Genomic DNA, 13,064 nt, shown 5'->3' with positions numbered 1-13,064 from the left:
GACCAGCGCCAACTGCCCGAAAGGGCAGCGGCGCCGACCGGTTCAGTGAAGCAAAATCAGTGTTGCAGGATCTTGCTGAGGAAGTGCTGGGTACGCTCGTGGCGGGCCGACGGGTTGCCGAAGAAGTCTTCCTTCTGGCAGTCCTCGATGATGTTGCCCTTGTCCATGAAGATGACGCGGTTGGCCACTTTGCGGGCGAAGCCCATTTCGTGGGTCACGCACATCATGGTCATGCCTTCGTGGGCCAGTTCGACCATGACGTCCAGTACTTCGTTGACCATTTCCGGGTCCAGCGCCGAGGTCGGTTCGTCGAACAGCATGACGATCGGGTCCATCGACAGGGCGCGGGCAATGGCCACACGCTGCTGCTGGCCACCGGACAGCTGGCCGGGGTGCTTCTTGGCGTGGGCACCGAGGCCGACGCGGTCGAGCAGGGCCAGGCCCTTCTTGGTCGCTTCGGCTTCGCTGCGGCCGAGCACCTTGCGCTGGGCAATGGTCAGGTTCTCGGTGATGGACAGGTGCGGGAACAGCTCGAAGTGCTGGAACACCATGCCAACCCGGGAGCGCAGCTTGGGCAGGTTGGTCTTCGGGTCGGCAATCGAGGTGCCATCGACCACGATGTCACCTTTCTGGAAGGGTTCCAGGGCGTTCACGCACTTGATCAGGGTGGACTTGCCCGAACCCGACGGGCCACACACCACGACCACTTCACCCTTCTTGACCTCGGTGCTGCAGTCGGTCAGTACCTGGAAGTCCCCGTACCACTTGTTGACGTTCTTGATGGAAATCATACGGTGATCCTTTTTTGCAGGCGCTTGACCAGCCACGAAGCGGAGAAGCTGATGAGGAAGTACACGACACCGGCGAAGATCAGGAACTCATGGGAGCGCCCGATGATGTCGCCGTTGGAGCGTGCCGAGTTGAGGAAGTCCACCAGGCCCACGGTGTATACCAGCGAGGTGTCTTGGAACAGGATGATGCTCTGCTGCAGCAGCAGCGGGGTCATCTTGCGGAAGGCCTGGGGCAGGATGATCAGGCGCATGGTCTGGCCGTAGGTCATGCCCAGGGCCTGGGCGGCGCCCATCTGGCCCTTGGAAATCGACTGCACGCCGGCGCGGACGATTTCGCAGAAGTAGGCCGCCTCGAACATCATGAAGGCCACCACACACGAGGTGAAGGCACCCACGGGGGTGTCCTCGCCGGTGATCCAGCGCAGCACGAACGGCACCGCCAGGTAGAACCAGGTGATCACCAGCAGCAGCGGGATGGAGCGGAAGTAGTTGACGTAGGCACCGGCCACGTTCGACAGCAGTTTGTTTGACGACAGGCGCATCAGCGCCAGAATGGTGCCCAGCACGATGCCGCCGACTACGCCCATGACCATCAACTGCAGGGTCATGACCATGCCGTCCCACAGGGCCGGCAGGGCCGGGATGATTTCGCTGAAATCCATGTCCATTTATTTGCCCCCTACGGAAATCAGGCCAGGCACCGAGACTTTCTTCTCGACCATGCGCATCAGCAGCATCAGGCCCATGTTCAGGGTGAAGTAGATCAGCGTGGCCAGGGTAAAGGCCTCGAACAGGTTGGCCGAGAACTCGGCGGTTTGCTTGGTTTGTGCCAGCAGCTCCATCAGGCCGATCAGCGAAGCCACAGAGGAGTTCTTGAACACGTTCAGGAATTCTGAGGTGAGCGGTGGAATGATGATCCGGTAGGCTTGCGGCAGCAGCACGTTGGTGTAGATCTGCGGCAGGCTGAAGCCCATGGCACGGGCAGCGGCTTCCTGGCCGCGGGGCAGCGCCTGGATACCGGTACGTACCTGTTCACACACGCGGGCGGCGGTGAACAGGCCCAGGCAGATGACCACGCTGATCAGTGCCGAGGTCGTGGGGTTGAGGTCTTGCTTGAACCATTCCTGCAGGCCTTCGGGCAGCAGGTCCGGTACCAGGAAGTACCAGATGAACAGCTGCACCAGCAGCGGCACGTTGCGGAACAGCTCCACATAAGCGGTCGCGATGCTGGACACCAGGCGGTTCGGCACGGTACGCATCACACCGAGGACCGAGCCCAGCAGCAAGGCGATGATCCAGGCGGAAATGGCGATGGCGATGGTCCAGCCCAGACCGGTGACGTACCAGTCCAGATAAGTTTCGCTGCCCACGCCGGTGGACTTGAAGAACACGCCCCAGTCCCAGTTGTAATTCATCGGGATTTCCCCTCAGACGGTTGTTTCACGGGCACCTTCGAGCATCCGGGGGCGCTGGGCGCCCTCGGATGAAAGGGTAGACACTAATGCGTGGCCTGTGGGTTCAATCGTGCGCGGATGCGCACCAGGCCATTAAACGCTGAGGATCAGGACTTCTTCTCGTCCGCCGCCTTGTCGGTCGGCTCGGCGATCAGTTTCTTCAGCTCGTCGCTCATCGGGAACTGCAGGTTCAGGCCCTTTGGCGGGATCGGCTGCTGGAACCACTTGTCGTAGCTCTTGTTGACTTCGCCTGACTTGAAGTAACCGACAATGGCGTCATCGACCGCTTTCTTGAAGGCTGCGTCATCCTTACGCACCATGCAGCCGTAGATTTCGTACGACTGCGGGGTGCCGGTGATGACCCAGTCCGACGGTTTGCGGGCTTTGGCCATTTCGCCGGCGAGCAGGGCATCGTCCATCATGAATGCCACGGCGCGGCCGCTTTCGAGCATGTTAAAGGCTTCACCGTGGTCCTTGGCGGAAATCACGTTCATCTTCATCTGCTTGTCGGCGTTCATCGCCTTGAGGATGCGTTCGGACGTGGTGCCCGCGGTGGTTACCACGTTCTTGCCGGCCAGGTCCGGGAAATCTTTGTATGCAGGCGCACCGTCCTTGACCTTGGTCAACAGGCGGGTACCGACTTCGAAGATGCCGACCGAGAAGCCGACTTGCTGCTGGCGTTCGACGTTGTTGGTGGTGGAGCCGCACTCCAGGTCGACGGTGCCGTTCTGCACCAGCGGGATGCGGGTTTGCGAGGTGACCAGGTTGTATTTGACCTTGATGTCAGTACCCAGTTGCTTCTTCAGGGCGTCGACGACAGCCAGCTGGATGTCATGCGAGTAGCCCACGGGCTCGGGTTTGCCGGCCAGATAGGAAAACGGGATGGAGGAGTCGCGGTGGCCCAGGGTGATGGTGCCCGAATCCTTGATCTTCTTCAGGGTGCCAGTCAGTTCTTCGGCCATGGCCGGCGAAGCGATTACAGCGGCCGCGATGGCGGCGCCCAGCAATTGACGAACGATACGCATCAAATTTTCCTCGACGTGTTTGTTTTTTTTATGGAGCCGTTGGCGGACTCTTTCGTTCAACGAATACAGCAAGAAGCGAGTGCATTCGGCTACCAAGTGTAGAGCATGAGTCGTGCCAAGCTCTGTGTTTGATCATAACGCCGCGAAAAACCTGGGGATTAAGCTTTTCTGACATTATTGTCAGATGGCTTTGCGTACGGCTTTCCGAATGAGTGACAAATGTTCATTCGTAAATCCGAACGAGTTGCGGAGTTCGCCCGTCGTCTCGTGGTACATAGGTGCCGCGTGTTGGTGTCATGGTCGTGATGTCCTGATGTGCTGTCATCAGGAGATTCAGACATGCCCACCCGCCATACCCCAGACGACTCCATCGACTGGCTGATCGCCGAACGTTTACCGGGCTGGTTACGCGTCGCTCGGCCAGACCAGGTCCGTGCCCTGCAGCGCGCCCTGGCCAGGCAGGAGCAGGTCAACCAGCAGTTGGGCGAGCTACTGGCCGCGATCCCCAGGCTAGATGTTTTCGCCGAGCGTCTGCTACTGGCCGCCCTGCGCGAAGCAAGGGTGGCCGATACTGATGTGCGCAACAGCACTGTGACGATCACCGAACAGGTGTATTACCCCTCGGTCGCAGAGAAACTCTACCGGCCCAAGGGGACGCGTGTGACGAGGCAAAGCCTGCTGGCGGCGGCGCTGCACAATTATCACGTATCCGAGACCAGGCCATTGGCCGGTCGCAAAGGGGTGCTCACGGATGCCCATGGCACCGTGCTGGGGCTCGGTATCGAGGCCTTTGCGGGGCGTTGCCGGGCCTTGGATGTGGGCGGGCAATACCAGACGTTGCTGCAACGGCAGCTCGGCACAGGTGATGCGCAGGGCAAAGGCTCGCCCGCCGTACGCGGGCTTATCGAAGAAAGCCTGCGGGCACAGTTGGAGGTAGCGGTACGTCTGGCGACATTGAAAGGTGAACTGAGCGAGCGTCACTACCTGCAGTTGCTCCCGTTGATGGCATCGGTCCCTATTGTCCCGCCTGTGGCCGATGCTGTGGTCGCTCGCCAGTTGTATCTGCTGGGTAAGTGTATCCACGGCGTGTTCACGTTCGAAGTGCAACATGGCGACAACCCAGCTGAGGTGATTGCCTACGTGCCTGGGATGGCGCAACAACCGGTGCGCATGCACGCCTCCTGGCAGGCGTTTTACGACTGGGTGGCACAGTGGTTGAACGAAGCTGGGCCGAGGGCATTTTTTGTCCGGTTTATTCTGGAGCGTGATCGGCTGTCGTTCTTCCAGGCCCTGAATGAGCGCCTGCACTCTCGACCTGTGGGCGGTGCGGCGAACCTTGATGGGCGCAACCTGGCCATTGATGGTGGCCTGTTCGCCCATCTGCGTGGTTTGCAGCTCAGCAAGCTGTTTGATGATGCCCGCATGCTTGCAAGGCCAACCGGGGATGAAGACCAGGCGGACCGGCAAGCACGCCTGCAGGGCTATGAGTCACTGGCCTTCGATGTGTTGGGCGTTGCCGGGATGTTCGTGCCGCTGCTAGGCGAAGTCATGACCGTGGTGTTCGCGGCGCAGATCGCTACCGAGGTATACGAGGGTTACGAGGACTGGCGCCTGGGTGATCGCAAGGGGGCGCTGGAGCACCTGTTTGGCGTGGCAGAAAATGTGGCCGCTGGCTTATTGATCAGCGGGGGGGTGTCGGCCGGCATGCGGGCGCTGCAGCGAGTGCCATTCGTCGACGAGCTGCGGCCAGTGGTCGACAGTGCCGGGCAATTGAAGCTCTGCTCGTCAGAGCTCCCAGGCTATGCGATGGATGCCGTGCAGCAGCCACTACTGGGCAGCGACTTTTGGCAGCTTCCCGAGGGCGGCGGGCTCTATCGTGTCGAGAGAGAGCCTGGCAGCGGCTCCTCGTTCATTCGTCACCCCATCCGCAGCGAGGCTTACGCACCCAGGATCGAGCGCACCCCCAGCGATGGTTGGCGCCACGCCCTGGAAAGCCCCCAGGAGTGGCAAGGTGTGGGCTATCTGATGCGGCGTCTGAGCAGTCGCCTGGCCGGGCTATCCGATGCCACTGCCACGCACTTGGCGCAGATCACTGGTTTTGATGAGTCGCACTTGCGCGGCCTGCACCTGGAAAACGCTCCTGTGCCGGCGCGGATGCTCGATGTGATGGAGCGTTATCAGCTGGCAACTGAACTGGCGCCGCTACGTGGTGAAGCGCTGGAGGCGCGTTTCAACGAGCGTCAGCCAGCGTTGACCAGCGATGAACAGTTGCTGATTCGAGACTTTCCGGGGTTGTCCGTGCGGGGCGCCAGGGAGATTTTCAGTGAGGCCAGCGGCACCCAGATTGACCAGCTCAAGCGCTCGCGGCGCGTACCGCTGGCGCTGGCGGAGCGGGCGCGCTGGTGGTTGCGTGACAGCCGCCTGGACAAGGCCTGTACTGGCCTGCTGCTGCCGCAGTGGGCGAGCGAGGACAGCGCACGGTTGGCGTTGGGCCTGATCGACCTGCGGGCGCCCTGGTCGCCGGAGGTGCGAATCGAGTTGCGCGCGCAAAGTGCGCAGGGGCGTGTGCTGGTTGCGCAAGGCAGCGAGCAGGCGCCCCGGGTCAAGCGCATCGTACGCCAGGCTGAAGGTTATGCCCTCGCTGGCAGTGAGGCAGAAATTCTGCCTTTGCTCGATGTGCTGGCGTCATGCCTGGACCCGCAGCAGAAAACCCTCCTGGGCAGTGGTGCGCCGTTTACCACGACCAGGTTGCGTGACAACCTTATCCAAGCGGCTGCCAGTGATCGCGACCAGGTTGCCAGGTTGCTCGGCCTGGCACCGGTCGGCCTGGGTATCCGCCCACCCAGGCGTATTGCCGATGGCCGAATCGGCTATCCGCTGAGCGGGCGAGGCGATAGCAGCCGGCGTGCAATGAGGCGGGGTATTCATCAGATCTTCCCAACCCTCAGTGACGAACAGCTGCAGGCCTATGTGCTGGAGGTCATCACCCGCCGTGAGGGGCTGTGGGCGCATTACCGTGGCCTGCAGGAACAGCTGGCGGCATTGCGACAAAACTTGAACGCCTGGCAGCGAGCAGGCGGTACTCCGCTGGAAGTCCTGCAACGGCGCCGGGTGGCCACCCACATTCGGCGCAGTTGGCGGCGCAAGATCAGCAACGATGGCGGTGAGTACGTACTGATACTCGATGGTGAGCGAGTAGGCAGCCTGCCGCAGCTGCCGGCGGGTGTGAGTTTTTCCCACATCAGGCGCCTGGTGTTGAGAAGCATGGAGCTTGCTGCGCTTGATGAAGCGTTTCTCGAGCGTTTTCCCAACCTGGTCGAGCTGAACCTCAGCGATAACCGCCTCGTGCAGGTGCCTGCTGGCGTAGAACGCCTGGAGCAGCTCAGGCAGTTGCACCTTTCGCGCAACAGCATTGTGTTGAACAGCGTTGGCGAACAGCGGCTGCGCGCGTTGACGCGGCTGCAGGTGCTGGACCTTTGCCACAACCCATTGGGCCGTGCGCCTGAGCTGATGGAGTTGCGTAACTTGCGTGATGTGCGGCTACGCTCCACGGGGTTGGCGACGATCCCTGAGAGGGTCACCTGGCGCGCGCTGGTCGACCTGCGCGACAACCAGATACAGACGGTACGCCAGGACCTTGAGGTCTTGCGAGCGCGCGTGGACCAACTGGCCTTGCATGACAATCCGCTCGACAGTGCCGGTGAGCAGCGCCTTGATGATGCCGCTGAAATGGCGCAAGCCGGCGCGCGTGGCAGTATTGCCTATCGTCATCACCCGCTGGACGACGCGGTGCGTGATCAATGGCTGGGCACCACGTTGGACGACCTCTACACCCGCCGAAAACAGAGTTGGAATACGTTGCGTCAGGAAACCGAAGCGGCGGGGCTGATGCGTTTTCTGTCGGACTTTGCCTCCTCAGAGGACTTCCAGTCGCACCCTGGGCACTTCAGGAAGCGTATCTGGCATATCCTGGATGCCTGCGAGCAGCACGAGCAGCTGCGGCTGCGGGTGTTCCAGGAGGCCTCTGGGCAACGGACCTGCGAAGACCGGCTGCTGCTGGTGTTAGAACAGTTGGAGCTGGCCGTGCTGGTGGAACGGGCGACGGCAAACGTTCCCCCGGCCCACGTCGAGGGCAAGCTGCTGCGCCTGGCGCAGTCACTGTTCCGGCTCGACGAGGTGGACCGGATAGCCACGCGACACATCGAGCGCATGCACCGCAGCGGCGAGGCACTGGTGGATGAAGTCGAAGTGCGGCTGTACTACCGGCTCAAGCTCAGGACCATGCTTGACCTGCCCATCGAAGCCGACGAAATGCATTACGAGAGCTATGCCAACGTCACCACCAGCGACTTGCTCCGAGCCAGAAGTGACGTGCTGGCTGCGCAAAATCCCGCCAGCGAGATTGCCGCGCTTTCCCAGCGCCCGTTCTGGGAGGCCCATGTCCGCGAGCGCTACCCCGAGCGGCTCGAGGCTCAGTTGCAGCCGGTGCAGTTGCTACATGAGCAGAACGAGGCGGACCTGGAGGCCGGGCATATCGACGAATGGACCTATGTGAAGCGCAGCAACGGCCTGATGCACGAATACGAGCTGGCCGAACGCAGGGTATTCACAACCCTCGCCAGAGAAGTGTACGAACGCTTGAACGCGTAAAGGGAAGCCCCGGCTTTGCCTGCCGGGGCCTCTTTCAGGCAGCGCGGTTTTGGGCGCGATCGGCTTGGGCTTTCTGCAGGTAGTCGCGCAGCACCTGCTGTTCGGCGGGGCTGGTGAACAGGCCGAGCTTGGTGCGGCGCCAGAGGATATCGTCGGCGCTGGTGGCCCACTCTTCACGGCAGAGGTAGTCCACTTCGCGGCCGAACAGGCCACCGCCGATCGATTGGCCGAGGTCCTCGGGGCCGTTCACACCTTCCAGTAGGCGCCATACCCGGCTGCCATACGTCACGGCCCAGCGCTTGGCGATATCAACCGGCAACCAGCCATGGCTGGCCAGTACGTTATCGACCAATGCCTGCGCACTGGTCATGTTTTCGCCGCCGGGCAATGGCGCGCTGGCGGTCCAGCTGCCACGCATCTGGGTGAAGAACGGTTGGAGTTCGCCCATCGCCGACTCGGCCAGCTTGCGGTAGGTGGTCAACTTGCCGCCGAACACCGACAGCAGTGGCGCCTGGCCTTCCTCGGCAGACAATGCCAGGGTGTAATCGCGGGTGACCGCAGAAGGGTTGTCTGATTCGTCGTTGCACAGCGGGCGCACGCCGGAATAGGTGTGCAGGATATCGCTACGGCTGAGCTGATGATTGAAATGTTCGTTGACCACCTTGAGCAAGTAATCGGTTTCGCCTTCGGTGATCGCTACGTTGGCTGGGTCGCCGCTGTATTCGCGGTCGGTGGTACCGATCAGGGTGAAACGCTCCAGGTACGGAATGCAGAAGACGATGCGCTGGTCTTCGTTCTGCAGGATGTAGGCATGTTCGCCTTCGTACAGGCGCGGCACGATCAGGTGGCTGCCCTGGATCAGGCGAATGCCATACGGCGCGTCGAGCTTGAGATCATCCTTGATGAAAGTGGCGACCCAAGGGCCGGCTGCGTTGACCAGCGCACGGGCGCGAATGCTCTGTTGGCTGCCGTCGGCATGCTGCAGTTCAACCTGCCACAGGCCGTCTACACGCTCGGCGCGCAGGCAACGGGTTTGAGTGTGGATGTGCGCACCGGTCTCGCGAGCGGCCATGGCGTTGAGCACTACCAGGCGGGCGTCGTCAACGGCGCAGTCGGCGTATTCGAAACCGCGGGTGATCGCAGGCTTAAGCGGGTAACCCGGGCCAAAGTGCAGGCTGCGCGAGGCGCCCAGGCGCTTGCGCTTGCCCAGGTGGTCATACAGGAACAGGCCGGCGCGGATCATCCAGGCCGGGCGCAGGTGCGGGCGGTGCGGCAGCACGAAACGCATGGGCTTGACGATGTGCGGGGCCTTGGCCAGCAGCACTTCACGCTCGGCCAATGCTTCGCGAACCAGGCGGAACTCGTAATGCTCCAGGTAGCGCAGGCCACCGTGGATCAGCTTGCTGCTGGCCGACGAGGTGTGCTGGGCCAGGTCGTCCTTTTCGCAAAGGAATACCTTCAGGCCACGACCAGCGGCGTCGGCAGCGATGCCCACGCCATTGATGCCACCGCCAATCACGGCGAGGTCATAGCAGTCGGCGAGTGGGGGCTGGGACGAAACGGGCTGGGACACGGGCAAGGCCTCCTGAGGCTGTTCACATCGAATATGAACATTGATGTTCGTTTCCGAAAATACTAGCGCAACAGAAAGCCGGTCGCCAGTCAGTCTTTATAGAAAAAACTGATCATGACAGTAAAGTGAACATTTACGAAAATGGCGGGTTGCTTGGCAGCCCGCATGCGGTTCACACCACCTCGAGGCGGATCTTGTACTGGTTGAGCAACTGGGTGAGGGTGGTCGTCGGCGCCTGGTCGGTTACCAGGCAATCGACCAGGCTGATCGAGCCCAGACGCACCATAGCGTTGCGCCCGAACTTGCTGGAGTCGGCGGCAAGGATCACTTGCCTGGCATTGGCGATGATGGCCTGAGACACCCGAACTTCCTGATAGTCGAAGTCGAGCAGGCTGCCGTCTTCATCGATGCCGCTGATGCCGACCAGGGCGAAGTCGACCTTGAACTGGTTGATGAAATCGACACTGGCCTGGCCGACCACCCCGCCATCGCGACGTACCGTGCCACCGGCCACCAGCACTTCGAAGTCATCCTTCGCGGCGAGGATTGCAGCCACATGCAGGTTATTGGTGATGACCTTCAGGTGGTTGTGATTGAGCAGTGCCCGGGCGATGGATTCGGTGGTGGTGCCAATGTTGATGAACACCGACGCATGGTCGGGAATCTGCCGGGCTACGGCTTCGGCGATGCGTTGCTTTTCGTCGCGCATCTGGTCGGCACGCATGGCGTAAGCGGTGTTTTCCACGCTCGAGTCGTAGGCCGCGCCACCGTGGTAGCGACGTAGCAAATTGAGTTCGGCCAGCTGGTTGATATCGCGGCGGATGGTTTGCGGTGTCACGACGAACAGCTGCGCCATTTCTTCGATACTGACGTAACCGCGCTCACGCACCAGTTCGAGGATTTGTTGTTGGCGGGGGGGCAGATTCATGGGGCGGTCCTTTGGGGCTGCCGGACAAATTCTGCAATGATGCCGTAGGACGCGGATGACGGCCAGTAGACGATTGGGGCCGCGTGGCGGCCCCGATAGGCATTACGCCTCGTGATCTTCCCAGTCACGGGTGCGCTCGACCGCTTTTTTCCAGCCGGCATACAGCTTCTCTTTCTGCGCTTCATCCAGCTGTGGGCTGAATTCGCGCTCGATGATGGCTTTATCTCGCAGCTCGTCCAGGCCACTCCAGAAGCCACAAGCCAGGCCAGCCAGATAGGCGGCGCCCAGCGCTGTGGTTTCGCGCATCTTCGGCCGCTCTACGCAGGTGCCAAGGATATCGGCCTGGAACTGCATGAGGAAGTTGTTGGCCACCGCACCACCGTCCACACGCAGCTCGGACAGGCGCTGGCCGCAGTCCTGCTGCATGGCATCGAGCACGTCGCGGGTCTGGTAGGCGATCGACTCCAGTGCGGCGCGGATGATGTGGTCCACCTTCACGCCACGGGTCAGGCCGAACAGCGCGCCACGGGCATACGGGTCCCAGTACGGGGCACCCAGGCCTGTGAAGGCGGGCACCAGGTAGACGCCGTTGCTGTCCTTGACCTTGCTGGCGAAGTACTCGGTATCCAAAGCATCGTTGACGATTTTCAGTTCGTCACGCAGCCATTGCACGGTGGAACCACCGTTGAACACCGCACCCTCCAGTGCATAGGCCACCTCGCCACGCGGGCCGCAGGCGATGGTGGTGAGCAGGCCATGGGACGACGTTACCGCCTTGTCGCCGGTGTTCATCAGCAGGAAGCAGCCGGTGCCATAGGTGTTCTTGGCCTGGCCTGGCTCCACGCACATCTGGCCAAACAGTGCCGACTGCTGGTCGCCAGCGATACCGGCGATGGCGATGCCGCTCTTGGTGTGGCCGTACACTTCCGAGGACGGGCGCACCTCTGGCAGCATCTGGTGCGGGATGCCCAGGATCTCCAGCAGCTTTTCATCCCACTGCAGGCTGTGGATGTTGAACATCAGCGTGCGCGAGGCATTGGTGTAGTCGGTGACGTGTACCTTGCCGCCGGAGAACTTCCAGATCAGCCAGGTATCGATGGTGCCGAACAGCAGCTCGCCACGCTCGGCACGTTCACGCGCGCCTTCGACGTTGTCGAGGATCCATTTCAGCTTGGTGCCGGAGAAGTAGGGATCGGTGACCAGGCCGGTTGTTTCGCGAATGTAGTCTTCATGCCCGTCACGCTTGAGCTGGGCACAGATTTCGGTACTGCGGCGGCACTGCCAGACGATGGCGTTGTACACCGGGCGACCGGTTTCCTTGTCCCATACCACGGTGGTTTCGCGCTGGTTGGTGATGCCCAGTGCGGCGACCTGAGCATGGCTGATACCGGCCTGGGCCAAGGCTTCGACCATGGTCGCGCTTTGCGTGGCGAAGATCTCCATCGGGTCGTGCTCGACCCAGCCCGCCTGCGGGTAATGCTGGGCGAACTCACGCTGGGAGGTACCCACCACATTGGCGTCGCGGTCGAAAATGATCGCCCGCGAACTGGTGGTGCCCTGGTCCAGGGCGATGATGTAGTTCTTATCCTGGGTGTCTGTCATGGTCGTAGGCCTTGCAAAAATAGGGGGTCAGGGCTGGGCGTGATGCCGGCATCAATTGGCTTGAGTATCGCCCTGGCGGATGTCATTTGTCTCAGGGTTCGCGGCTGGTGCCGTTGGCAAGTTGCGGGCGATAAGGCCGCGATAGGTCGCGGCACCCACGCAGGCGCCAAGGATCGGTGCGAACACCGGAACCAGGAAATAAGGAATATCCCGCCCGCCAGTGAAGGCTATTTCGCCCCAGCCGGCCAGGAAGGTCATGAGTTTTGGCCCGAAGTCGCGGGCCGGGTTCATCGCAAAGCCGGTCAAGGGGCCCATGGCACTGCCGATCACGGCAATCAGCAGGCCGATCAGCAGCGGTGCCATGGCGCCGCGTGGCAGGCCGTTGTTGTCGTCGGTCAGGGCCATGATCACAGCCATCAGGATGGCGGTGATCACCACTTCCACCAGAAATGCCTGGCCGGTGGACAGCGACGGGTGTGGGTAGGTGGAGAACACCGAGGCCAGCTCCAGGCTGGCTTCGCTACCGCGCAACATGGCGTGGGCCTGTTCGAAATCGAAGAACAGGTTGCTGTACAGGGTATACACCAGCGCTGCGCCACAGAACGCGCCGCACACCTGGGCCAGCATGTAGAAGGGCAGCTTGCGCTTGTCGAAACCGGCAAACAGGGTGAGGGCGATGCTCACGGCCGGGTTCAGGTGCGCGCCGGAAATGCCGGCGGTGAGGTAGATCGCCATGCTCACGCCGACGCCCCAGATGATACTGATTTCCCATAGGCCGAAGCTGGCGCCGGCGACCTTGAGGGCGGCAACGCAGCCGGTACCGAAAAAGATCAACAGGGCGGTGCCGAGGAACTCGGCCAGGCATTGGCTGGACAGCATGGGTTGGCGTAGAGCAGTCGTCATGTATGACCTCGTTTTTTTTGTTGTGAGGCGCGTGGCGCTCGACAGCAAAGCCCGGTGTCTATCCCCATTGACCCCGGGCAGATGTAGGAAATGCACCTTATAAGTGCACCATTTATTCAAAAGCGAAAAAATATAGAC

Annotated in this window: 9 protein-coding genes; 1 reads left to right on the top strand and 8 read right to left on the bottom strand. The window is 61.6% G+C overall.

Annotation, left to right across the window (positions count from 1 at the left end; translation table 11 throughout):
* Window positions 1-56 precede the first annotated feature (56 nt).
* The 4 genes from ACF8R4_RS05280 to ACF8R4_RS05265 form a co-directional block, all read right to left on the bottom strand.
* Window positions 57-791: an amino acid ABC transporter ATP-binding protein gene (locus ACF8R4_RS05280; protein ID WP_003258023.1), complete on the bottom strand. Its 735-nt coding sequence runs from the start codon at window positions 789-791 to the stop codon at window positions 57-59.
* Window positions 788-1,459 (bottom strand): amino acid ABC transporter permease, encoded by a 672-nt coding sequence (locus ACF8R4_RS05275; protein ID WP_060497899.1) that lies wholly within the window; start codon window positions 1,457-1,459, stop codon window positions 788-790. The genes ACF8R4_RS05280 and ACF8R4_RS05275 overlap by 4 nt, the downstream gene beginning before the upstream one ends.
* Window positions 1,460-2,206 (bottom strand): amino acid ABC transporter permease, encoded by a 747-nt coding sequence (locus ACF8R4_RS05270; RefSeq protein WP_060497898.1) that lies wholly within the window; start codon window positions 2,204-2,206, stop codon window positions 1,460-1,462.
* A 146-nt stretch (window positions 2,207-2,352) separates the two neighbouring features.
* Window positions 2,353-3,270, bottom strand: coding sequence for a glutamate/aspartate ABC transporter substrate-binding protein (locus ACF8R4_RS05265; protein WP_060497897.1), 918 nt, complete (start codon window positions 3,268-3,270; stop codon window positions 2,353-2,355).
* Window positions 3,271-3,609: 339 nt separating this feature from the next.
* On the opposite strand from ACF8R4_RS05265, the gene ACF8R4_RS05260 reads away from it, so the two are divergent.
* Complete coding sequence (locus tag ACF8R4_RS05260; RefSeq protein ID WP_104833327.1) at window positions 3,610-7,920, top strand: NEL-type E3 ubiquitin ligase domain-containing protein; 4,311 nt, start codon at window positions 3,610-3,612, stop codon at window positions 7,918-7,920.
* 34 nt (window positions 7,921-7,954) lie between these two features.
* Here the strand turns inward: ACF8R4_RS05260 and glpD are convergent, their stop codons facing one another.
* The 4 genes from glpD to ACF8R4_RS05240 all read right to left on the bottom strand — a co-directional run bounded on the left by glpD (window position 7,955) and on the right by ACF8R4_RS05240 (window position 12,926).
* Window positions 7,955-9,493: a glycerol-3-phosphate dehydrogenase gene (gene glpD / locus ACF8R4_RS05255; RefSeq protein ID WP_060497895.1), complete on the bottom strand. Its 1,539-nt coding sequence runs from the start codon at window positions 9,491-9,493 to the stop codon at window positions 7,955-7,957.
* Between the two features lie 172 nt (window positions 9,494-9,665).
* Window positions 9,666-10,421 carry a DNA-binding transcriptional repressor GlpR gene (glpR, locus tag ACF8R4_RS05250; RefSeq protein ID WP_016713733.1) on the bottom strand — a complete coding sequence of 252 codons (756 nt, stop codon included), beginning with the start codon at window positions 10,419-10,421 and terminating at the stop codon, window positions 9,666-9,668.
* Between the two features lie 102 nt (window positions 10,422-10,523).
* On the bottom strand, window positions 10,524-12,023 hold the full coding sequence (glpK, locus tag ACF8R4_RS05245) for a glycerol kinase GlpK (protein WP_060497894.1): 1,500 nt from the start codon (window positions 12,021-12,023) through the stop codon (window positions 10,524-10,526).
* A gap of 51 nt (window positions 12,024-12,074) precedes the next feature.
* A complete protein-coding gene (locus ACF8R4_RS05240; RefSeq protein ID WP_156867756.1) occupies window positions 12,075-12,926 on the bottom strand; it encodes an MIP/aquaporin family protein in 852 nt (283 codons plus the stop codon).
* Window positions 12,927-13,064 lie beyond the last annotated feature (138 nt).

Source organism: Pseudomonas sp. FYR_2 (genome assembly GCF_043106425.1).
In the GTDB taxonomy this organism is placed as follows: Bacteria; Pseudomonadota; Gammaproteobacteria; order Pseudomonadales; family Pseudomonadaceae; genus Aquipseudomonas; species Aquipseudomonas monteilii.
This window is presented reverse-complemented; position numbering and strand designations above follow the sequence as displayed.